22 protein-coding genes and 3 pseudogenes are annotated in these 21435 nt (G+C 44.4%); 16 read left to right on the top strand and 9 right to left on the bottom strand.

From position 1 onward, the window contains the following. Window positions 1-87: 87 nt before the first annotated feature. Together F6K64_RS25780 and F6K64_RS25775 are read right to left on the bottom strand one after the other, a co-directional pair. Complete coding sequence (locus F6K64_RS25780; RefSeq protein ID WP_008187615.1) at window positions 88-3192, bottom strand: GAF domain-containing protein; 3105 nt, start codon at window positions 3190-3192, stop codon at window positions 88-90. Between the two features lie 23 nt (window positions 3193-3215). Beyond that, window positions 3216-4160, bottom strand: coding sequence for a chemotaxis protein CheW (locus F6K64_RS25775; protein WP_287266760.1), 945 nt, complete (start codon window positions 4158-4160; stop codon window positions 3216-3218). Window positions 4161-4300: 140 nt separating this feature from the next. On the opposite strand from F6K64_RS25775, the gene F6K64_RS25770 reads away from it, so the two are divergent. Continuing rightward, on the top strand, window positions 4301-5644 hold the full coding sequence (locus F6K64_RS25770) for a response regulator (RefSeq protein ID WP_008187610.1): 1344 nt from the start codon (window positions 4301-4303) through the stop codon (window positions 5642-5644). A 106-nt stretch (window positions 5645-5750) separates the two neighbouring features. Here the strand turns inward: F6K64_RS25770 and F6K64_RS25765 are convergent, their stop codons facing one another. Continuing rightward, window positions 5751-6113: a response regulator transcription factor gene (locus F6K64_RS25765; RefSeq protein WP_008187608.1), complete on the bottom strand. Its 363-nt coding sequence runs from the start codon at window positions 6111-6113 to the stop codon at window positions 5751-5753. A gap of 817 nt (window positions 6114-6930) precedes the next feature. Here F6K64_RS25765 and F6K64_RS25760 point away from each other — a divergent pair. Both F6K64_RS25760 and F6K64_RS25755 read left to right on the top strand, forming a co-directional pair. Next, the gene (locus F6K64_RS25760) at window positions 6931-7806 is read left to right on the top strand and encodes a hypothetical protein (RefSeq protein WP_008187603.1); all 876 of its coding nucleotides are present in this window, start codon (window positions 6931-6933) and stop codon (window positions 7804-7806) included. Continuing rightward, window positions 7803-8789, top strand: coding sequence for a DUF1822 family protein (locus F6K64_RS25755; protein WP_008187601.1), 987 nt, complete (start codon window positions 7803-7805; stop codon window positions 8787-8789). Before F6K64_RS25760 ends, F6K64_RS25755 begins: the two co-directional genes overlap by 4 nt. Before the next feature lie 243 nt (window positions 8790-9032). Here F6K64_RS25755 and F6K64_RS39100 read toward each other — a convergent pair. From F6K64_RS39100 to F6K64_RS25735, 4 genes and pseudogenes are all read right to left on the bottom strand, one after another. Further along, window positions 9033-9383, bottom strand: a pseudogene (locus F6K64_RS39100) (DUF4351 domain-containing protein); the annotation flags it as partial. Window positions 9384-9539: 156 nt separating this feature from the next. Continuing rightward, window positions 9540-10085 (bottom strand): annotated as a pseudogene (locus F6K64_RS25745) (RpnC/YadD family protein); the annotation flags it as partial. Between the two features lie 284 nt (window positions 10086-10369). Beyond that, window positions 10370-10591, bottom strand: a complete 222-nt coding sequence (locus F6K64_RS25740) for a hypothetical protein (protein ID WP_287248664.1) — start codon at window positions 10589-10591, stop codon at window positions 10370-10372. A gap of 122 nt (window positions 10592-10713) precedes the next feature. After that, window positions 10714-10890, bottom strand: coding sequence for a hypothetical protein (locus F6K64_RS25735; RefSeq protein WP_287266758.1), 177 nt, complete (start codon window positions 10888-10890; stop codon window positions 10714-10716). Window positions 10891-10978: 88 nt separating this feature from the next. Between F6K64_RS25735 and F6K64_RS25730 the strand changes: the two genes are divergently transcribed. The 3 genes from F6K64_RS25730 (at window position 10979) to F6K64_RS25720 (ending at window position 12174) form a co-directional block, all read left to right on the top strand. Further along, a complete protein-coding gene (locus tag F6K64_RS25730; RefSeq protein WP_287266756.1) occupies window positions 10979-11113 on the top strand; it encodes a hypothetical protein in 135 nt (44 codons plus the stop codon). 128 nt (window positions 11114-11241) lie between these two features. Further along, complete coding sequence (locus F6K64_RS25725; protein ID WP_287266755.1) at window positions 11242-11694, top strand: MerR family transcriptional regulator; 453 nt, start codon at window positions 11242-11244, stop codon at window positions 11692-11694. Between the two features lie 258 nt (window positions 11695-11952). After that, entirely contained in the window at window positions 11953-12174 is a 222-nt protein-coding gene (locus tag F6K64_RS25720) for a hypothetical protein (RefSeq protein WP_287266753.1), read from the top strand. Window positions 12175-12403: 229 nt separating this feature from the next. Here F6K64_RS25720 and F6K64_RS25715 read toward each other — a convergent pair whose 3' ends face one another. Next, entirely contained in the window at window positions 12404-14548 is a 2145-nt protein-coding gene (locus F6K64_RS25715; protein ID WP_287266750.1) for an ATP-binding protein, read from the bottom strand. Window positions 14549-14621: 73 nt separating this feature from the next. Between F6K64_RS25715 and F6K64_RS25710 the strand changes: the two genes are divergently transcribed. Continuing rightward, complete coding sequence (locus F6K64_RS25710) at window positions 14622-16271, top strand: eCIS core domain-containing protein (protein WP_287266749.1); 1650 nt, start codon at window positions 14622-14624, stop codon at window positions 16269-16271. Window positions 16272-16421: 150 nt separating this feature from the next. On the opposite strand, the gene F6K64_RS25705 is transcribed toward F6K64_RS25710, so the two are convergent. Continuing rightward, window positions 16422-16586 (bottom strand): hypothetical protein, encoded by a 165-nt coding sequence (locus tag F6K64_RS25705; RefSeq protein ID WP_287266747.1) that lies wholly within the window; start codon window positions 16584-16586, stop codon window positions 16422-16424. Between the two features lie 299 nt (window positions 16587-16885). Here F6K64_RS25705 and F6K64_RS25700 point away from each other — a divergent pair, with 299 nt between their 5' ends. From F6K64_RS25700 to F6K64_RS25660, 9 genes and pseudogenes are all read left to right on the top strand, one after another. Then, complete coding sequence (locus tag F6K64_RS25700) at window positions 16886-17011, top strand: hypothetical protein (RefSeq protein WP_287266746.1); 126 nt, start codon at window positions 16886-16888, stop codon at window positions 17009-17011. Window positions 17012-17513: 502 nt separating this feature from the next. Further along, window positions 17514-17750 (top strand): hypothetical protein, encoded by a 237-nt coding sequence (locus tag F6K64_RS25695; protein ID WP_287266745.1) that lies wholly within the window; start codon window positions 17514-17516, stop codon window positions 17748-17750. Between the two features lie 25 nt (window positions 17751-17775). Next, window positions 17776-18150, top strand: coding sequence for a hypothetical protein (locus F6K64_RS25690; protein WP_287266743.1), 375 nt, complete (start codon window positions 17776-17778; stop codon window positions 18148-18150). Next, entirely contained in the window at window positions 18150-18416 is a 267-nt protein-coding gene (locus F6K64_RS25685; RefSeq protein ID WP_287266741.1) for a type II toxin-antitoxin system RelE/ParE family toxin, read from the top strand. The genes F6K64_RS25690 and F6K64_RS25685 overlap by 1 nt, the downstream gene beginning before the upstream one ends. Before the next feature lie 45 nt (window positions 18417-18461). Beyond that, window positions 18462-18608 carry a hypothetical protein gene (locus F6K64_RS25680; protein ID WP_287266740.1) on the top strand — a complete coding sequence of 49 codons (147 nt, stop codon included), beginning with the start codon at window positions 18462-18464 and terminating at the stop codon, window positions 18606-18608. After that, window positions 18608-19022: pseudogene (locus tag F6K64_RS39095) on the top strand (XisH family protein). The gene F6K64_RS25680 and the pseudogene F6K64_RS39095 overlap by 1 nt, the downstream one beginning before the upstream one ends. After that, the gene (locus F6K64_RS25670) at window positions 19010-19354 is read left to right on the top strand and encodes a XisI protein (protein ID WP_287266739.1); all 345 of its coding nucleotides are present in this window, start codon (window positions 19010-19012) and stop codon (window positions 19352-19354) included. Before F6K64_RS39095 ends, F6K64_RS25670 begins: the two are co-directional and overlap by 13 nt. A gap of 92 nt (window positions 19355-19446) precedes the next feature. Beyond that, window positions 19447-19653: a hypothetical protein gene (locus F6K64_RS25665; RefSeq protein ID WP_287266737.1), complete on the top strand. Its 207-nt coding sequence runs from the start codon at window positions 19447-19449 to the stop codon at window positions 19651-19653. A gap of 301 nt (window positions 19654-19954) precedes the next feature. Continuing rightward, window positions 19955-21430 carry a mechanosensitive ion channel domain-containing protein gene (locus F6K64_RS25660; RefSeq protein WP_008187572.1) on the top strand — a complete coding sequence of 492 codons (1476 nt, stop codon included), beginning with the start codon at window positions 19955-19957 and terminating at the stop codon, window positions 21428-21430. Window positions 21431-21435 lie beyond the last annotated feature (5 nt).

Genomic DNA, 21435 nt, shown 5'->3' with positions numbered 1-21435 from the left:
CCAGTAGCTGATCAGGCTTTTAACACTCCCCGCGCCGCCGCCCCACACTCCTCACACTCCCGACACTCCCCACCCGTAGCACTATAACTAGTTCACGGTAAACCGCTCAACAGCTGCCTGTAGATTTTTGATGGTGGTGAGGGATTCCTTGAAGGACTCCCAAAGCTCGGTAGAGTCTTCAGAAGTATTGGTGGATATGGTGGCAACTTCTTTCATGGTTTGGGTGACCGATTGTGATTGTTCCAGTTGGGCTAGGGTTGCCTGGGTAATGCCTGCAACTAACTGGCTAATCTCACCAGTAGCTGATGCGATCGCATTTAGATTGCCCTTGCTTTCTTCTACCAATTCCGTGCCAGTATTAACCTGAGCGATCGCCACTTCGGTCACTTTAATCACCTCTCGGGTCTGAGTGCGGATTTCAGCAACTAAATTAGAAATTTCCGTAGTTGCCTTGGCCGACTGTCGAGCTAAGGAGCGCACCTCATCAGCTACTACCGCAAATCCTTTACCATACTCCCCAGCCCTGGTGGCTTCGAGAGCAGCATTGAGGGAGAGTAGCTGGGTTTGGGTGGCAAAATCACTAATCAAATTCAATACCCGGTCAACATTTTGGGAGTATTGACTTAACTGTCTAATTTGGTGGCTGGCTTCCTCCACACTGTCCCGAATTCCTAGAATTCCCTCCACTGTGCGGTTCATAGCTGTCTCCCCCGATGCTACTTTTTGGTTTGCCTCTTGCACAGCTCGGTCGATGGATTGGGCGCTAGCGGTTACGGCTTGGGTAGAGTTAACCATGCTCTGGATTTGATCAATCCCTTGGGTCAACTCCTGACACTGATGCTGGGCTTCTTGGGAAACTTTAGTAATTGCTGCTTCACTCTGTGTAGCAGTTTCAGCGACTTTGACAGAAGCTGAGAGTACCTGGATCACAATTTCCCGTAAACTCTGGATGGTGTTGTTGTAAGCATCTGCAATAGTCCCAAGTTCATCATTGGTAATCGGAGCTCTAACGGTCAAGTCACCGTCTAGAGCAGGTCGGACAGCTGTAAGCAAATCAATAGCACGCTGTTGGAATAATTCCCTAGCCTCCTTTTCCTGTGATGCTAATTCTGCTAGTTTTTGGGATTGCGTCCGCAATTGTTCCAAATACTCAGCTCGCTGCAAGGGTATACTGATCTGAGCCGCAATCTGAACCATCCAATTAATCTCTTCCCCTTGCCAATCCCTAGGCTCAGAATTTTGATAAGCAGCCAGTAAACCCCACAGCTTATCCCCTTGGAAAATTGGCACAATAGTATAGGCTCTGGCCTGATATCGCTCTAGCTGCTCGATATAACAACTTGAAAAATCCCCTTCGTAGATATCACTAACCACCCAGAAGGGTTTGTCTTGGCTAGAGAGATTGCCTTGGATGGTTTGCAGATAGGTATCTCGGATGGTTGGGGCTTGCTGGCTAAACTGCTCAGGGGTATTTCCAGCCACCGTTTTCACGATACATTCACTAATATTTTTGTTGATGAGGGGATTATTAGTCTGTTCCTGGATTAGAGAGCTCCAGCCACTAGCCACCGACTCAGCAACAAAGGAGCCACTCCAATCAGAATTGAAGCGATATATCGTAACACGGTCAACCCCTAAGAGTTTACGAACTTCGTTGGTGGTAACATTAAAAATAGTGCGTAGGTCTTGGGATTGTTGAATTTTATCCGTGACCTTAGTCAATACTCTTTCCCGTTCTGCTGCTTGATGTAATTCCTCAGACTTTAACCGTTGTGCCTCCAGTAGCTCAGAGTGTTGCAATGCTACTTCTAACTCAGCTGCAATCTCTAGCATCCAGCTAACCTCTGACTCCTGCCATTGCCTGAGATCAGAGTTTTGATAGGTAGCCAATAATCCCCAGAGTTTTTCATTCTGGTAAATAGCTACAATCACATAAGCTCTGACCTGATAACTTTCTAGCACTTGAAGATAACAAGGGGTGAACTCCTGATTGTAGATATCCTCCACCACCCGGTAGGTTTCCCCCCTACTATAGGAACCCCCCTGGGTTTCTTGAAGATAAGTATCGACCTGATTAATTGGTTGAGTAGCCAATTGTTGGATGCTGCATGCGCTGATATCAGCCCTTAGGGTTGGACTATGAGTCTGGCTCTGAAGCAAAGAAATCCAGCCTCCAGCCACAGACTCTGCTACAAATTCACCACTCCAATCGGGATTAAAGCGATAGATAACGGCTCGGTCAGTGTTGAGCAGCTGTCGCACTTCTTGAGTAGTGGTCTGGAAAATAGTCTTGATATCCAGAGAACGGCGGATTTTGTTAATGACTTTCGCCACAGTTGCCTCCCGCGCCTGCTGCTGTTGCAACTGAGTGCGTAACTCGTGGGTAGTTAGGTGAAGGGATAGTTCTGTGGCAATAGTTTGAAAGGAATTAATCTGTTGTGGAGTCCAGGATGGAACCGACCTGTCTTGGTTTGTCTGTACCAGGCATTGCTGCAGGACCAACAAACCCCAAGCTTTCCCCGATACGGGCAAGCATAAGCTGAGACTCGATTGAACTTGAAATTTATCCAGCAGCTGGAGTTGGTAGGGAGTGACCGAATCATTGCTGACGTGATCGATAATTACCCTTGACTGCTGCAAATACTCTGTGGACAAGTCAGCCCCAAAAGCAGTAGCATCTAGGGTTTCCCCGACCGCAGGAGTCCACCCCCGTTCTACGGCTTCTGCCAAAACTATTCCGGTGCGAGCAGAATTGAAGCGATAAATTAACACCCGCTCAGCAAGGCTTAGATGTTGTACCCCATTCACTGTATTGTTTAGTAAGGTTTCCCAGTCCCCAGCTTCACTCATTAATCTGCTCAGCTCTAACAATTTTTCATGCTGGGCTTGGAACTGTTGTTGGAGTGCCTCTTCGTAGCTAAGCTTCAATTGCTGAATTTCCAGATTCACCCCTGCCGTAAACTGCTCAACCTCCTGACCAAAGGATTCAAATTGCTCCAAATTTTTTTTCAGGTCTAACTTATCTACCCTTCGGCGTTGCTCTAGATCAGTTTTTAGCCTGTCTAGGTTAACCTTAAATCCCTCTAGGTTAGGGCGAGCAGAGTTAAAAAATTGCGGAGTATTCTCCTTGAGGAGATTGTGATTTTCTAATAGCAGTTCTGAATCATTATCATCCCATTGTGCTTCTGACATCTGTCTAGAGTCGTAAATTTTACTTATACTTCATACTTTATATCAACTGCTGCTTGGACAATTCGTTGGGCATCTAAGATAATACTACTAGCTTCGGGAAGATAGGCTTTGACAAAGTGTCCAAATCTGAGGGGCAATAATCGATCAGGGGGTTGTAAGTTTTGCCAATGGTGCTGTTCTATTTCTTCCACTTGTGAAACCACCAGTCCCAGCAGTTTGCTGTTGACTTGAAGTACAATCACCATGATTTTTGTCCTGGAGATGTACTTGGGTTGCCAAACAGCAGGAAATCCTAGCAGATAGTTTAGATCTAACAACCACAGCATTTCACTACGCCAGTTGTAAATCCCAATCACACTATCGGCAGTATGGGGAATTGGCAAAATTTCAGCAACCGACACATTCAGAATTGCTTGGATGTAGTTTACCTGTAACAAAGCCCCATTGCCAGACCCTACCTGGAAGCGCAAAAATTTCTCCTGGGGGGGAAGTTGGGCATCAACACTGACCTTAACGGAGGTAGCCAGAGGTAATTGAGCTTGATTCCCCTGGAAATTATGTTCATTTTTCTGCCAGGAGACAGGATAATGAACTTGATTAGTTCTCACCGTTGAGCCTGACTCTAGCCAAGTAGATAAGTCGAGCACCACCGGAATGCTTTCTAGTTTAATTTGTTTGCGCCATGCTGGTTGTTTCTCGGTTAGGCTACGCCCCAAAATTTTGACGGTATCAATTGAGTTTGGTTTTAGCTTGCTGATTGTGTGGTAGATAAATCTTACCACGGCTCCTGGCTTAGGAGCGGGGTCTGCTTCCAGTAAAACCAATAAACAGCTATCGTATAGTTTAACTTTAGCTATAATACCTTCGTGCTGAAGTTTATGATTCAGCATGGCAGCGATGACTTTTGGGTTTCCTTGTTTAGCTAATTGTAAAATTTTGCTTGTCTTGGAAATCTGCTCTTTGCTCATCACACCAAGTTACTATCGAAATGATCAAAAATTTATGATAAATACAATTACTTGGTATTTAATCGCTTGATTTGTAATAATTTTTAATTTTGGTTAGAGTGAATGCTCACGTTTTTAGAATTGCGTGAATTTATGGGCCAATGAAAACCAGGGTTGAATCTACCTTTAATAGCTTGAGTTCTAAGCTAGTACGCTACGGTCACGAAAAATTTACTGGCCGACTGGATCTGAAGGTGTCAACTGCTCAGCAATGGAGCCTCTACTTGAGCTATGGGCGTTTGGTATGGGCATCTGGCAGTGTTCATCCCACTAGGCGTTGGCGTCGGCAGATAATCTATCATTGTCCTGAGGTTAATCCTAATCGGATTGCCCTGAAAAAGATAGAGCCAGGGTCCTGTTGGGACTACCAGTTGATGGTGCTGTTAGCACGGAAGCGAATGATCAACCCTCAACAGACGGTGGTTGTAATTCAAGGCATTGTGGCAGAAATATTGTTTGATATCCTCCAGAGCCTAACCTTAGTTTCTCCGGACCAAACCCTTATTCAACCCAGTAATGGTTCTGTGTCCTCAAACGCGATTGAAACTAGGGTAAAGAAGCCTGACAATTTCTTGCTCAATGCCCAGTTGGGAATACGTCCCTCTATGCAGGGGATTTTGCCACAAACGTGGATGTTAGAGCTAGAACCAACTATCAAGCAAGTTCAACAGGTCTGGCAGCAGTGGTCAGAAATGGGTTGGGAGGGTGTTTCTCCTGACTATGCACCGGTGCTGTTGCAAAAGTCGGTTTTGCAACAGCAAACCTCAGTGGCTACCTACAAAAATCTGGTAACGTTAATCAACGGTAAGCGCACCCTGCGAGATATAGCAGCCCTGCTCAAACGAGATCTGTTACTGCTGATGCGATCGCTTTATCCTTATATTAAGAAACAACTGATTGAACTAGTAGAAGTGCCTGACTTGAGCGCTCCCAAATTTGTAGATATCCCCGCCAAGGCAGGCATTAGTAGCCAAAAATCCCAAACCCCAAAATCCCAAACCCCAAAATCCCAAACCCCAAAATCCCAAACCCCAAAATCCCAGAAGAAGTCTGATCAGGCATTAATAGTCTGTATTGATGATCACCCCCAAACCTGTAAAATTATGAAGGAAGTGATTCAATCAGCAGGTTATCGATTTTTAGGAATCCAAGACTCTATCCAAGCTCTACCTTTGCTACTCAAGCATAAGCCAGATTTAATATTCTTGGATTTGGTGATGCCGATTGTTAATGGCTACGAAATGTGCGCCCAGATCCGCCGGGTGTCAATGTTTGCCAATACACCAGTGATTATTCTGACTGCTAAAGATGGTATTGTAGACCGGGTAAGAGCCAGAATCGTTGGGGCCACTGATTTCCTTAGCAAACCAATCGACAATCAAAAAGTAGTGGCAACGGTGCGCAAGTATCATACAACCTCGCCTTGCAAGACCGATCCAGTTTAAAAAGAGAAGAGTCCGTAAGTGAAGGAAGAGTCTGGAGGTGGGGGGAATCCAGAATTGTCCTAGGTTAACACTTAACGGTCAACGGTTAACAGTCAACAAACCCTAACTATTGAATCAGCTCCTCTAGGGTACACAGCAGTTCTTCTGGAGTCACTGGTTTAGCTAAGTAGGCATCAGCCCCCAGCATCTTTCCCCAAATTTTGTCCACCTCAGTACCTTTGGTGGAGCAAATCACCACAGGAATCTGGCTAGTGTGAGGATTAACTTTCAGGGCTCGACAAAACTCAAAACCACTTTGACCAGGCAAAATTACATCTAAAACCACTAAATCTGGTGTATGGTGAGATAATTTTTCCCGAGCCTCCTCTACACTAGCCACGCCAGTAACCCCCAAACCCGCTTGTTGCAAACAGCGAGTTAGGTACTGTCTTTCTGTTACGCTATCTTCTACCACCAAAACAGTTTTCATATATTAAAGTATAGCACCTTATACAGAAAATTTGTTAATGGCAAGGGCAAAATTGCTGATAAAATCATGGTTTTTATCTAGCGCTATTCTTTCCCATCAGGGTGAACTCAGCTCTTCCACCCAAGGGGGTTATATCAAATCCCTGGTGACTAGAGCACGGGGAGCAAGGGAGCTTCCAAAGCAGGGGAGCTTCCAAAGCAGGGGAGATTCCGAGTTTCGGAGCTTCGGAGTAGGGAGTAGGAAATAAGGAATCGGGAAGACAGGACTAAATTAAAAGATTTTTCAAGGTCAGCAATCAAGAATTTTAAAGACTTAAAAATTAAGTTGGCCACAAGGTATATATCATCTAGCAAAAAAGTGTTATTTTTTTACTAAACTATTTCCTAGAATACAAATACTCAATCATAGGAGAGTTGCTTATGGGGAATTCAGGTAAAAACAAAAAATTATACTCTGTGAAGCTAGCTTCCTAAATCTCAGTAGAAACAAGACGGTAGAGACTTGACTGTAGAGACCTCACAATATTATCACAAACTCAGCCTAATCTTGAGAAGGCTGAGTCAAGAAGGCTTCTTGGGCTGTTTACATAGCAGTAACACACAGGAGAGTTTTTTCAGTCAACCGGCTCGGGTTCCAAAAATCGGATTCATAAAATGCTCAGCTAGGGCTGATAAGTACATAGAGAGTTCAAAACAGTACTAGTCATGATAGTGAACCACCATTACCAACTTCCCCACTGGTCAATGACCCAAAGCCAGCCTCTGAGTTATCTAGGCTTGGTAGAACAACTACGGGTAAGCAATCGAGAGGATTAACAATGGTGGTTAATGTATCAGGGTGCATCCAGCCTATCAGCAGTCATACCAGCTACTGGGAGTTTAATTGGTTAGTTAAAAGTCAGTTAAAATTCACCCATGTAGACTCTCGTATCCTGGTTTGCGACCGCTCCATTGGTGTTGCTCAACTATGGCAGCCAAAGGCAGGGCAGCTGGGGAAAAAGACTCCTGTGGATCAAATCCTAAGAAACCTAATTGAAGCAGTATCCCGCTACCCAGACCGAAGTCCTGAGCGGCAGAAAGCCTTGAATCGTCTCCTGAGCGTTATTCAAAATCTACCTGGCATTTACAAATCTTCCCACGTAGACTATCTAGAGGCGTTAAATCGAACCTGGGAATGGGTCATCCGCAATCTGTACCAGTTTGAGCCAAGTTCAACCTCCGTTGAAAAAAGCTTAGTTACCTGGATCAACGGATATTTACGCTGGCGCATCCGAGATTTATATATCTCAGATAGTAAATATCCAAGGATTAGCACTAATCAACCGATCGGTAACAGTGACGAGGATTCAAGGACTCTAGAAGACCGGTTGCCAGACCCTAGACCTTCCTTGAGTAGACTGGATGATTACATTGAAGCAATCCAGACAGCTGAACGCCAGCGTCTAAGTCAAGGGATTCTCGAAGAAATTAAAAACGATCCAGATGGGAAACTAATCGGTTGTCATCCCCGCAAATATCCCAAATGTAATTGTCAGTTATTAGCAATGCGGTTGCTAGTACAAGAACCACCCCAGAGAATTGCTGACATTGCTAGAGAATTTAACGCTAACCAACAAACTCTCTACTCTCACTGGAAGAAAAAATGCCTGCCGAAGCTGCAAGATATTGGTAAAACGTTTGGATATCAACCATGACTATTACAGAATCAACTAACATTAAGGTTTCTATTAGCCCATACGCTCATAGTTATGCAGCACAGTTTGCTGCTGAACAAGCCACCCCTAGGAAGGGAAAACACGTCTATCTCAATACTTTAGCAGTTTATGCTGTTAAAAACTATCTTAAATGGCTCAAGATTCCAACTAATCTTGCTCAAAGTGATTGTTGGAATCCGGGTTTAAGAGTATTGTTGGATGTAGCTGATTTGGTTTTGCCCAACATTGGTAAATTGGAATGTCGTCCAGTGCTACCAGGTCAGTCAGCCTTGAACGTGCCACTAGAAGTGACCGAAGACCGGATTGGTTATGTGGCAGTGCAGTTCAGTGAGCAATTAGACCAGGTAGAGTTATTGGGATTTGCTCCGTATCATGCGATCGCTAAATCCCTAGACCCTTTACCCCTAGAAAAGCTTGAATCTCTCGATACACTAATTGACAAGATTGATTGGATTAAGAAATCGGTGAGGGTAACCCAATGGTTTGAAGAAATATTTCAGGCAGATTGGCAACCACCACCATCACTTTTACCTGAGTATAGGTACAGGTCTAGTTTCAAAACGGTTACTGCCTTCAGAGGATCGGAGTTAGGTATCAAGCGGCGCTCCAAGCAAGAACCGAGCATACAGGCTTTAAGAGGTAATGACAGATCAACAATGCGAGCCAAGCTAATGGACTTAGCTGGTCAAGGGGTAGTCCTGCTGCTGCAAGTGAATTTCCAACCTCCTGATACTGAAGATATTGATATTTTTATGCGGCTATATCCTGCGGGTGATTCAATGTATTTACCACCAGATTTGCAGGTAAATTTACTCGATGAATCGGGAAATTCTTGTATGAAAGCTCAAGCTGGAAAAACTAACGACAAGATCCAAATTGATTTCAGTTGCCAACCAGAGGAACGATTCAGTGTCAGATTAAAATTGGGAGATATAAGTATCACGGAAAAATTTATAATTTAGGTAAGCTATCAGCTATCAGCTATCAGCTATCAGCTAATGCGCTACGCGCACGCTTGGCCAAAGGCCACGCTGCTTGAGGTGCGAACAGCTATCAGCTATCAGCTAATGCGCTACAGATGGTGCTACTTGAGGTGATGCGCGAATATCTCTGTTCTGTCACTGATCGGAGTTGTAAAATCAAGAGGAAAACCCACCCCACGGTCGAGGTGGGGTGTGGCCTTATTTAATTAATTGGGCAAATGTTCACGCTTTCTCATCTAGGGAGTTAACCGTTAATGCTGTGGCCATCAACTCTTCTAATTGTTCAAGAGTTAAGGCTTGAATTCTGACGGATATCTCGACAGGAATCTCGGAAAATCGCAGTTTAAGGATGCGCTCTAAACTGCCTCGACGTTCTTGTTCAATCCCTTGTTGGATGCCTTGAGCAAGACCCTCTTGTAAAATCTCTTGATACCAGAGGTGCGACCCGTGGCGAATTTAATTCTTAATGCGGAAAGCGCACCTAAGTGATTCTCGTAATACTGTCATATCCCACCTCATGATTTGTTGAATTAAGGGTATCTCTAACACAAAGCTAGCAAAGAAAGCTAAGAGGAGATCTCCCAAGTTTTTTGATACTGAATTTTGCCCCCCTAGCCCCCCAACTTTGGGGGGAACAAGAGTCAATTTGCTTCTAAAAGTCCCCCAAAATTGGGGGACCAACGGGGGCTTGGATGTAGCAAATGAGACTTCTCAGACAACCTCTAAGAGCGGTTCTAGTTGATTTAGGGTTTGATCCGCTCGTAGCGCCTGCACTGCTGACCGCAATTTTGATTCGCTACCACCTCCAAATAAGATCGGGACAAATGGAAATAGGGGAGGTAAAGGTTGTTCTAATACTAATTCAGCCTCTACTTCCCACAGATTAATTACCCGATAATCTTGACGCGCCTTTAATCCCATGAATTCCTTGTCGTAGCAATTTTCAATGGTGACTGTGCCTGGGGGCGGCAAGATATTAATTAATACTGGATTTGCGGATAGGTTGTATTTTTCCTCAGCTAAAGCCACATAATTGCGCATTCGCTGAGGCATATTCTGGTCATAGCGTAGTTGTAATTCATTGAGAATCAGAAATTCGGAGTGTTCCGGGCTAGACGCTTTTACAATTACATCGCTTTCGCGACTAATCCATTGAAACTCAGCATCCAGTAACTGAGATGCTCGCACTTGGGGATTACCGGTTACCCATTGCACCCAAGCATTAGGAGCGAGACTAATTAAGCGTTTGCTACCAATATCTGCACGTTTTGCCATACAATACAATTGATCGAATCAAGATTAATTATTGAGTTACACGCACCCCAGTTTGCAGAGCTATTTCTGGGGTTCAAATAAAATTTGATTACTGAAGAGCTGGGCTTTTCAGAGGGAGCATGTCAACTTTGTAATTAGGTAGATAGATCCCCCCTAACCCCCCTTAAAAAAGGGGGGAATTAGATGGAAAAGTCCCCCTTATTAAGGGGGATTTAGGGGGATCTGAATCAGGGGTTAACAAAATTGACATGCACCCTTTTCAGACTTCCCAAACTTCCTGTTTCTTAAGATTCTTCGTCTATAGACTCGCCGTCTATAAACTCGCCGTCCATAGGGTCTCCTAAATCGAAGATAATAATAAATTTTTCATCAGGCATCAGCCGTTTAAGAGCCTGCAAGTGACCCTCAGCATCCGATCGGTTGCGGAAACGACGAACAACCATCCGCTGCATATTCGGCAATAGACGAATGAGCGCCCATGGATATAGGCGTTGAGAGTACGACATAAAATATTAGGTATCTCCTTAACTGGGGCTCCAGAGCCAGCCTGTAGCCGAGAGAAACTGTCGGCTGGCTCTTACCGTGGAACGTTTTCGCGTCCACGGTATTTTTATTATAACACAAAAAATTATATATTATAACATATTTTGAAAAGTTTTGTAACAAATGTTGGGAATCGGGAATCGGGAATCGGGAATCGGAACCCACCCCTAACCCCTCCCAGGAGGGGAACGGGAATCGGGAATCGGGAGTCGGGAGTCGGGAGTCGGGAATCGGGAGTGGAAAAAAATCCTGTGTACCTCACTTGTGATCAGAATTGCTATCCGTAGTGAGATTAAGTAGTGGGATGGGACCTTGGAGCCGGGACGAACCCATTTCTCGACCACAGCTATATGCGATGCAAAGAGCCGCTGCGCGATAAGAGCCGCTACGCGATCCAAAGAGCCGCTGCGCGATTGGCCGTAGGCCACGCTACGCGATGCTCGGTACGAGCCGCTGCGCGAACGCATCCACCAACCGTATCCTAAACTCTTCCTTTTATTCCCGATTCCCAATTCTGAATTCTAAATTCTAAATTCTAAATTCCCTCAAGTTGTCAATTTTCCTTTTATCCCTTATACTAGTATTATCGGAATATTTAAAGGGGAGACAACAGATGAACAAGTGCGTTGGAACTACTGAAGCAGCATCTCTATTAGGAATTTCTTCTCGAAGATTGCGCCAACTCCTAGAGAAGGGTCGGGTCCGGGGTGCCTATAAAAGCGGGAAATTCTGGATTATTCCTCTGTTCAACCATTTGCCACAAATTACTAAAGGTAATCGTGGACCAAAGGGGAAATGGCGCACTAGTCGTACAACCGCTTTAGCTAAAATTAATGTCAATCGCAATCACATTGGCTCGAATATCAAGAAAAGCCCCAAAGACCGGAAGCCAGTGATTTCAGTTAAACGAAAGGGCACTAATCTCTACGGTAATGAGGTGGAAATCCTTGGTCCGTGTAAGATTGTTTATCAGCCGGATAATCCCCTTGATTGTGGTGCTCGTTTGTGGATCGAAACCTTCAGTGATATTCACTTTATTGGTGGGAGTTTTCCGGCTATTAAGTAGTCGGACAAAACTAAAATTAACTCTTTAAATAGGGAGCAGGGAGCAGGGAGCAGGGAGCAGCAGGGACTTATTGTAGGGTGGGCAAATGACAGAATTCCAGATTATATGGTGATTGGCTATAAATTTGCCCACCCTACTACCCCACAGCGCGATCGCTCTCCCCGCGCCCCCGCCACTATTGCCGCTGTAAGGCATGTTTTCCCTTGACTTTTGCTAACATTTATTTATCGACGTTTTTCCTGATAAATACTGAAATTAATGACTTATCTATTAACAGAGGCTTTTCAGAAAGCACAAAATTTACCAGAAGAGATACAAGACGAACTTGCTCATCAGTTAATCGAAGATATTGAGAATGAACTTAAATGGCTAAAAACATTATCACAATCTCAAACCTCTTTCCTAGACGAATTAGCCCGTAAAGCATTAAATGAATCTAAGATAGGGGAAACGAAAGTTATGGGTTTTGATGAATTATGAAGTTTTTAAGTTATTGTAGGGTGGGCAAATGACAGAATTCCTGATTAAATGGTCAATGGCTATGAATTTGCCCACCCTACTACCTCCCGATTCCCGATTCCCGATTCCCGATTCCCGATTCCCGATTCCCGATTCCCGATTCCCGATTCCCGATTCCCGATTCCCGATTCCCGATTCCCGATTCCCGATTCCCGATTCCCGATTCCCGATTCCCATGAACTCCCCACAACTAAAACCAGCCTTCAATCTCTTCGTTTGTCAACATTTTCTTCAACTTTTGATATTCCCGTTTTGTTGCTTCGTAGATATGTTCCATGTTCACGGGTTCATCGGCGGCGGCGGCAAAAAAAGCGGCATTTAGGGCAATATTGCGAATATTTCCGCCAGCTACTTTTAGTTGACCGAGTTTCTGGTAATTTAAGTTTTGGGTTGGTGTCTGGGGAGGAAAAATCCGCTGCCAAATTTGGGTACGGATTTCGGGTCCGGGAAACGGAAACTCGACCACAAAGCGAATCCGGCGCTCAAAGGCACTATCGAGAGCGCTTTGGAAATTGGTGGTCAAAATAGCTAACCCTTGATAGGCTTCCATTCTCTGCAGCAAATAGCTGACTTCGATGTTAGCGTTGCGGTCGTGACTGTCTTTAACTTGGGTACGCTTACCAAACAGGGCATCGGCTTCGTCAAACAGTAGAATAGCACTTCCGGTTTCAGCTGCATCAAAGATCCGCCGCAGATTCTTTTCGGTCTCACCAATATATTTACTGACAACTCGACTGAGGTCGATGCGATAAAGAGAGAGGCGAAATTCGTTGGCTAATACCTCAGCTGCCATGGTTTTACCAGTACCGCTAGCACCGTAAAATAGGGCGCTGATGCCCAAACCCCGGACACCTTTGTGGGCGAAACCCCATTCCTGATAGACTTTATACTTGTATCTGAGGTGAGTGGCAATATCCCCAAGAAGCAGCCGTTGTGGGGTTGGTAATACCAGATCCTCCCAGGTAGCCGTAGCATTTATCGGTTGCGCTAAGTGTTCTAATTGATTACGGCTGATTTGGCGGCATAAATCCCATAATTGAGTGGGGTGGTGGGTTTCGTCTCTGAGATTTTTGCCCCCATTATCCGAGATCCCCCTTCCGTCCCCCTTAAAAAGGGGGAAACCAGAGGAGGCTTCGCTGTTTGTTCTTTGGGGACTTTGAAATCTGTTTTCCCCAGGTTCCCCTCCTGGGAGGGGGTAGGGGTGGGTTAGGGCGCTCTTGGGGCTAGATCCGGGATTTTGTGGGAATTTTGAATTTTGAATTTTGAATTGATCACAGGCGGCTTGAATACTAGCACTACTGAGGTTAAACTGTACGGCCATGCGCTCTATTTGACCGTTAAGTTCTGCTGCAGCTGACCCTATATGGCTTTCCCACAGGTCATATTGTTCCTGGTGGCTCAATGGGGGGATGTCTAGGTTAACAACAGTCCGCTTACAGTCAATTTTTCGGTGATTGCAGCTGAGGATTAAACGAGTATTGTTACTATCAATAAATTGGCTCAGAGCATACTCCCGCCCTGGCTCCGTAAAATTATAACTATCGCAGTCAATAAACAGGACACTATTGCTAAGTATTGCTTCCCTTTGCCAACGCTTCGCGAGTTGGTAGACCAACTGGGGCTTGGTGGTCAGAGCGGCAGGGTCGAGAGTATGTAACTTTAACCCCAAACCCTGACAAGTGGCGGAGGCAATTTGGTATTTAGTGCTTCGATCCGAGCCAGATAATTGCACCACGGGATAGCTATTTGTCCCCTCGCTGCCAGACCAAATGGTGATCAATTGCGACCCTATACTTAACTGAGAGCTAGGCAAAAGATGAGGGTTGGTCTGAGGCGGTTGGGGAGTGATAATGCTTGCTAATTCCTGGTCTGTGGCATTTTCTCCTAACAGAAAGCAGAGGATACGCTGGTCAATTATGAGGGGGGACTTGGTTAGGATTGATCCTGGTTCTATGTGGAGCAGTTGCCAGTATAGTAAAGGGCTTTCGGGAGAAAGGACACGCCAACTGGGTCCGGGCAGGGCGTCAAGAGCTAAACTAAGAGTAGGATAGTTTTTGTTAGGATGATTTTTTTGGGCAATGGCCACCAAGGACTGGAACATAGGTTCTATTTCCATGCCCACGCACATTAGCAGGATATCCCTTTCAAAAGGGGAGAGATTTAAGAGGATACAAAGTTCAGCCAGGGCAGATGTTAGGTCAACAAATTCAGTTACGATTTGTTGATTTTCTTTACCTTCTATGTATTTTTCTAAATAGTTACGAACTCGATCGATTTCTTGTAACAGAGAACTAATATTAGAGTGATACCAGTTGGTTTGAGAAAGGGGTGCCATGTCGCGCTCCTGGAAGACGGATGGATCGACTGATCTGGTTTACTAATAGGGTACAAGGTAAAAGGAACTAGCTATGCGCACTACTCATACCTATAAACCGAAATATTCTCACTCTACTTCAGTGTCATTTGATCAAAATAATAAAGACTCCAGACGGAAAGGTTATAGAGAAATAATGGAAGCAGAGGAAAGGGAGTGGAACGCGGAAGAGGCGGTGGGGGAATGGGGAAGTATCAGTGCGAAGGTGATGCGCACCTTAGAATCAGGACAATACCAGCCGGAAACGGGAAGGAGAGAGATGGGGCTGCAAGGGAAGTTTTCTTTTGGACAGCCGGGAGATAGAAGCAGGCAAGGGGCGAATCACGGTGGGCAAATGGTAGTGCAGCCGAAAAGGATGATGGTGCAGCGAGCAGCACAACCGTTGACGGGGGATTCGTTGACCGATGGCGATAGCATGAGGGCAGTGAGTAGCAAAAATGAAAACAAAACCGGCTTGCCTGATCGCCTCAAGGCAGGGATAGAGAACCTCTCTGGCTACTCGATGGATGATGTGAGGGTGCATTACAACTCGGAGAAACCAGCACAGTTGCAAGCCCTGGCGTATGCACAGGGGACGGATATTCATGTTGGGCCGGGGCAGGAGAAGCATTTGGCTCATGAGGCATGGCATGTGGTGCAGCAGAAGCAGGGGAGGGTGAATAATACGATACAGGCGATGGGAGAATATATGATCGAAGAAGAGGGATTGGAAAGGGAAGCGGATGTAATGGGTAGGAAAGTCTTGGATTTACAACATATGAAATATACGAATGTAGAACCTCCCGTTGGAAGAAAGAGTTATGTTTATCGGGCAGATAGGGCTCCATTACAACGGGTGAAGAAGGAGGATAGGACGGTGGTTCAGAATAGTCCACAACAGCTTGATTATAAGAAAGGGAGCGGCGTACCTTTGCATAGTGAAAGGGTGGGCTACACGATGACGGCGCGGTTAAATCCAATGGATCCTCAACAGGGATCAGGACCTTATGCAAGAAAGGGAGATTTATATGATAATTTAAGAGACTCCGATGGGGTACGGTTATATATAAAGGGTCATCTGCTCAACGGTAAACTGGGTGGCCCCGGGGTTGAAGATAATCTATTTCCGATCACAGCAAAAGCAAATCGAGATCACTCGCAACAAGTGGAAGAACCCTTGAAAGAGAAAGTGAAAGTTTTATATTATCTGATGAAACGAGGATTCGCATCGGAGAGCTCTTACATTAGATACGGGGTAAGGGCTGTGCCAGAAGATCCTAAACAGTTCCACTTGAACGGTAGCTCGAAGCTGATATGTACAGTGGTGCCTCATATAGACTGGCTGGATGAACAAATGCGGCAAAGATACTGGTTAGATTTCACACAAATGAGAGAGCACCAGATTCGTTCAATCCCTGAAACGATTAAGACATTAGAAGATATATCATTAGAGCAAATCGGTTGGGGACAAGTAGGTGGAGGATTGAGATCGGGACCAATACGAATAAATAGAAAGAGGGATGCTGATGGTAATCTAAAATATTATAATGTGCAAAGGGAAGTGGAGCCTGATGGTAAAGTGAGCATAGTCAACGAGAGTCCGAACCGAATAATTATGCAAATCATCCCATTTGACCAGATGAATCAGCTCTCCCCATTCCAAGATAAAAAAATATCACCACCAAGGAATAACCCAATATACTAAGTAATTAGCGTTTTATAAGAAAGGGGCAGCGGAAAGGCAGCATGCAGAAGGCAGAAGGGTGGTGCGTACGCAGATCTTGATGGGTGGGCAAATGATCATTTTTTCCGAGTAAATTGCATATCTCTCAGAATTAGCCCACCCTACCCTAGGTCATGCGTACGCCTCTGTTGTATGTATGGTTAAAGCCTTGTAAACCACCAACCCAAAACCAAACAGACTCACCCCATCCACCCCACTTCTAACCCACCGCCACCAATGGTTAAGGTTTGTCTCAATGCGTTGCTCATCCGCACCTTGCTCGTAAAGCCGAGTCAATCGCTTCGCTCAAATTCAAAATTCAAAATTCAAAATAAGGCCAATTCAAAATTATGAGTTCAAAATTCAAAATGCTTTTGAATTTATAATTTCGGCTCTCCTAAGGTTGCTATGCTGAGGGGGTTAAGCTAATTTAAACTACTAATTTAGTATAATCAGTCTAGGAGAGCCCTAATTTCTAATTTTGAATTTTGAATTTTGAATTTTGAATTTTGAATTGGCCTTATTTTGAATTGGCCTTTCTTTTGGTTTTGACAACGATTGCTGCAATTATCTTAATAATAGCAATTCTACGACTTGTGAGGTACAAATTTCTGGTTTTTAGGGAGCAGCGATGCAGCGCGGTCTTGGGGGTTTCCCCCATGAGCGACTGCATCAAGACGGGAGCAGGGAGCAGGGAGCAGGTAAGAGGAACCCACCCCTAAACCCTCCCAGGAGGGGAAGTGAGGGAAGAGGGCAAAAATAATGTGTACCTCATAGCTACGATAAACGCTATATTAATCGCGCTCGTAACACCAATGATGTAGACATATTATTATATCAGTAGTAGGGTGGGCAAATGGACATGACACAAAGATGAAATTGCCAAACCTACATAATTTGCCCACCCTACTGTAAGCAACTCTAGTCTGAGGCGTTAGGGTCTGGTAACTTATTGCCGTTGTATGGAGGTTTACATTACATGAAAAAGCCCGGCTTGTGGATTGGAATGGCTATCATTATCTGCACATATATCTGGCAGCACTACGTTTACGTAGTAAATCAAGAAAGGAACGAACCCATCATCAAGAAGCAAAGTGACCATGAATGAATAACCGAAAATCGGAGAAGAAGCGGTGCAAGGGTCGATGCTCTTGGCTCGAAAGCATTATCGATGGCGGACGGGGCAAAGTGCGATCGCTCTTGTAGTAGGGTGGGCAAAGGTCGATGATTGGTGGACATATGTATTACTTTGATAATTTGCCCACCCTACGCCACAATCATAATTTGCCCACCCTACTCCCTGTTGATTTTGATCAAATAGTAGGGTGGGCAAATGGACATGATTGGTATACAAATGGTATTACTTTGATGATTTGCCCACCCTACGCCTGGGAACAGGGAACAGGGAACTATCAACATGTGACATATTATATCAGTAGTAGGGTGGGCAAATGGACATGATTGGTGATCAAATGGTTAATGGTTGATGATTTGCCCACCCTACGCCATGGAGTGCGATCGCACTATAATCTTTGATTTAGCGGTGGGAGGATGTCAAAGTGCTACAATTTCGATCAATACGGTTTCGCAAAAACCACCCATGACTAAATTAATCCAAGAAACCTTTGAGCAGATCGCACAGCTTTCGGAAGAACAACAAAACGCCCTAGCCATTTTTTTACAAAAACACCTCGCGCTTATTTTGCAGCAAGCTGAAAGAGAGAAACGAATTGAAGAGAAGACTTATACAATTAACGACTTCAATGAAGAGACCCAACAAGCGATTATAAATATTGAAGAACAAAAAAACTTGACCGTTTGTGCCAATAAAGAATCTCTCTACAATGAACTGGGAATTTAATGCTATCACCGGTTTTTGAAAACCGCTTTAAGAAAGACGTCAAACGGCTACAGAAGCGTGGCAAAAATATGGAAAAGCTGAAATCAGTTATTGATAACTTATTAGAGAGAAAAGAACTAGAACCCAAATACAAAGATCATGCCTTAACAGGAAATTGGAGTGGATACCGAGATTGTCATATCGAACCAGACTGGATTTTAATCTACAAAACCTCAGAAACCAATCTTTTTCTGGTTCGTTCCGGTTCCCATGCAGATTTATTCTAAATGATCATGAATTTGGAAGTGCGATCGCTCTTGTAGGGTGGGCAAATGAACATGAATCCTGATGAAATTGCCAAGCTATCAGAATTTGCCGACCCTACCCTACGGAATGCTCGCTTTACCCCCTACTTCATTCGTTACCTCCGCCAACACTTTAAATACCACAGGTCCTGTGATGCAAGGAAGCAAGAGTAATGGCAAAAGACTTATTTCATGATGTTGTCAAAAATGCCTTAATTAAAGATGGTTGGCAAATTACCGATGATCCGTTTTTTTTGAAAGTAGGCGGAGTAGAATTTTTTATTGATCTGGGTGCCGAAAAGCTAATAGCGGCAGAAAGAAATGGTCAGCGGAAGGCAGTGGTAAATCAAAAGTTTTATTAATCCCTCCTCAATTACAGACTTCCACCTTGCCATTGGTCAATTCATTAACTATCGAGTAGCGTTAAAGGTAAAAGATCCAGAACGACAATTATTTATGGCGGTTCCCGATACGACCTACCGAAGGTTTTTTCAGAAGGAATTTCCTCAAATGGTTATTCAAGATTACCAACTGAAACTATTAAGTTATGACATTGATAATGAGGTAATTGTATCATGGAAAACCTAGAAAAGCTTCAAAATTATCGCAGTATAATCAAGCAACTACTGAATCAATATGCCAGTTACAAACCCTCTCATGGTGACATGGAAATTCATAACATTTTTGATACGGAAAACGACCATTATCAAGTAATGGCCATCGGCTGGGACAAGAAAGAAAGAGTTTATGGCTGTTCAGTTCATTTACAGATTAAAAATAGCAAGATCTGGATTCAGAATAACAATACTGAATGGGATATTGGTCAAGATCTGGTTAATATGAACGTTCCCAAAAATGATATTGTTATTGGGTTTCAGCCACCTTCTATGCGCCAATACTCAGGCTATGGCACAAAGTAAGCATTCAGTAGCGTGGCCGTAGGCCAATCGCTGATCTTGTTTGGTGGGCAAATGGTCTTGGGTTCGAGATGAAATTGCCTTCGGTTTAGTATTTGCCCACCCTACCCGCTCCGAATGCGATCGCACTTCCGTTTAGTTGTTTGGTGGGCAAATGGTCTTGGGTTAGAGATGAAATTGCCTTCCGTTTTAGTATTTGCCCACCCTACCCGCTCCGAATGCGATCGCACTTCCGTTTAGAATTTGCCCACCAAACACCACAATCAGTGGATTTTGATAAAATAGTGCGATCGCTCTTGTAGTTGGGTGGGCATTGGTCGATGATAACTGATCAATTGGTCAAACCTTGTACATTTGCCCACCAAACCCCAAGGCGAGCAGTAGGGTGGGCATTGGTCGATGATAACTGATCAATTGGTCAAACCTTGTACATTTGCCCACCAAACCCCAAGCATCTGAAGGCGAGCAGCCATTCCCCATTACCCATTACCCATTACCTATTACCTATTACCTATTACCTATTACCTATTACCTATCTCCAAAGTAAAAAACCTACCCCTGTGAGCCCCACACTCTTCCCCTGTTCCCTTTTAAAAACTTCTGATGACTTGGATTATTACACCGCTACAGAAAATCTGGAATGCCATCTCTAAGGTATTTACCGCCAAGCTATTTGAATTTGGTGACCAAGCCTTTTCTCTGAGTTTCTTAGGCAAATTCCTGTTTTTATGTATCATCGCTATTATTATCTCCCGTACCATCAAAGCCCTGATTAAACATTGGTTACTGAGCCGTTTCAGGATGGATCGGGGTACTCGCGAAGCCCTCGCTTCTATTATCGGTTACATTCTAACCATCTTAGGGTTTTTAATCGTTCTGCAAACGTCGGGGATTAACCTAAGTTCCTTAGCCATCTTTGCTGGTGCTCTCGGTATTGGCTTTGGAATTGGACTACAAGATCTAGCTAGCAATTTTATCAGTGGTCTGACTATCCTGCTAGATCAACCGATTAAAGTGGGAGACTATATAGAAATAGATAATCTGTCAGGAACTGTGGAAAAAATATCGATTCGCTCTACAGTAGTACGAACCATCCACAACGTTTGTGTGATTATTCCGAATAACAGTTTTGTCCAAAATAATGTCATAAACTGGAGCTACCAAGACCCGACGAGTCGTCTCCAAATTCCCATGAACTTTCCCGATGAATTGGATTCCCTTGTCGTCACAGAGCTGCTGTTAGCGGCTGCCCGCCAAGAACCCCGCGTTTTATCCTCTCCCTCTCCCCAGGTTTGGTTCAAGGGCTATGGAGAGGAAGGAATGGATTTTGAGCTTTTGGTTTGGATCGATCAACCAGCAGAGATCGAAGCAATTAAAAGCGCTTTGTATTATCTGATTGATACGGAATTGCGATCGCGCCAAATCGAACCCGGCCGCCCTGAGCTAAGCTTGCGTATGCACAATCCAGAAACCTTAGTGTCCCTGTTTCGACAATTACAAACCCCCGGGGTGACTAATGGCTCCTCCTCAATCCACAACCAATCAGCTCCAGACAAACCCAAACCCAAGTCTGAATCCCCTTATACCTGGAAGCTGGCGGATCTATTGCGGCAAGTAAGTTATTTTAAAAACTGTAGCGATATGGAACTGCGACATATCATTGAGGAGGGCTATCGGAAAACTCTCCCAGCTGACCAAACCATCTGTCGGGAAAACGATCCAGGGGACTCATTTTATATTATCCTATCTGGAACAGTGGAAGTGTTCGTGGAATCCATTGGAAAACGAGTCGCTACCCGTAAGTCTGGGGAGTTTATCGGGGAGATGTCTCTGCTGATGGGTACTCCCCGTACTGCTACTCTTCGTACCCTAGAAGAGACAATGCTGTTTGTGGTGGATCGAGACAATTTACAAAGTCTATTGGCTAAGCACGAAGCATTAGCTGACCGAATTTCTGAAGAATTATCCAAACGTCAAGAGACATTGGAACGCTTAGGAATAACCGTCAGTTCCACAGAGCAAGACGAAACTCCTTTCGCCGCAGTTCGCAAACGTATTAAATCAATTTTTGGTATTTAAAACCG

Source organism: Moorena sp. SIO3A2 (assembly GCF_010672265.1).
In the GTDB taxonomy this organism is placed as follows: Bacteria; Cyanobacteriota; Cyanobacteriia; order Cyanobacteriales; family Coleofasciculaceae; genus Moorena; species Moorena producens.
The sequence above is the reverse complement of the archived record's forward strand: the minus strand, read 5'-3'. Positions and strand labels throughout refer to the sequence as shown.

Bases quoted from the DNA above. Each gene is read 5' to 3' on its own strand.
- F6K64_RS25740 (WP_287248664.1), bottom strand. From the start codon at position 10,591: ATGTCGTACTCTCAACGCCTATATCCATGGGCGCTCATTCGTCTATTG.
- F6K64_RS25720 (WP_287266753.1), top strand. From the start codon at position 11,953: ATGACTTATCTATTAACAGAGGCTTTTCAGAAAGCACAAAATTTACCA.
- F6K64_RS25760 (WP_008187603.1), top strand. From the start codon at position 6,931: ATGGTGGTTAATGTATCAGGGTGCATCCAGCCTATCAGCAGTCATACC.
- F6K64_RS25775 (WP_287266760.1), bottom strand. From the start codon at position 4,160: ATGAGCAAAGAGCAGATTTCCAAGACAAGCAAAATTTTACAATTAGCT.
- F6K64_RS25685 (WP_287266741.1), top strand. From the start codon at position 18,150: ATGCTATCACCGGTTTTTGAAAACCGCTTTAAGAAAGACGTCAAACGG.
- F6K64_RS25660 (WP_008187572.1), top strand. From the start codon at position 19,955: ATGACTTGGATTATTACACCGCTACAGAAAATCTGGAATGCCATCTCT.
- F6K64_RS25670 (WP_287266739.1), top strand. From the start codon at position 19,010: ATGGAAAACCTAGAAAAGCTTCAAAATTATCGCAGTATAATCAAGCAA.
- F6K64_RS25765 (WP_008187608.1), bottom strand. From the start codon at position 6,113: ATGAAAACTGTTTTGGTGGTAGAAGATAGCGTAACAGAAAGACAGTAC.
- F6K64_RS25695 (WP_287266745.1), top strand. From the start codon at position 17,514: ATGATTGGTGGACATATGTATTACTTTGATAATTTGCCCACCCTACGC.
- F6K64_RS25730 (WP_287266756.1), top strand. From the start codon at position 10,979: ATGCGATGCAAAGAGCCGCTGCGCGATAAGAGCCGCTACGCGATCCAA.
- F6K64_RS25690 (WP_287266743.1), top strand. From the start codon at position 17,776: ATGATTTGCCCACCCTACGCCATGGAGTGCGATCGCACTATAATCTTT.
- F6K64_RS25715 (WP_287266750.1), bottom strand. From the start codon at position 14,548: ATGGCACCCCTTTCTCAAACCAACTGGTATCACTCTAATATTAGTTCT.
- F6K64_RS25780 (WP_008187615.1), bottom strand. From the start codon at position 3,192: ATGTCAGAAGCACAATGGGATGATAATGATTCAGAACTGCTATTAGAA.
- F6K64_RS25770 (WP_008187610.1), top strand. From the start codon at position 4,301: ATGAAAACCAGGGTTGAATCTACCTTTAATAGCTTGAGTTCTAAGCTA.
- F6K64_RS25710 (WP_287266749.1), top strand. From the start codon at position 14,622: ATGCGCACTACTCATACCTATAAACCGAAATATTCTCACTCTACTTCA.
- F6K64_RS25680 (WP_287266740.1), top strand. From the start codon at position 18,462: ATGAACATGAATCCTGATGAAATTGCCAAGCTATCAGAATTTGCCGAC.
- F6K64_RS25755 (WP_008187601.1), top strand. From the start codon at position 7,803: ATGACTATTACAGAATCAACTAACATTAAGGTTTCTATTAGCCCATAC.
- F6K64_RS25725 (WP_287266755.1), top strand. From the start codon at position 11,242: ATGAACAAGTGCGTTGGAACTACTGAAGCAGCATCTCTATTAGGAATT.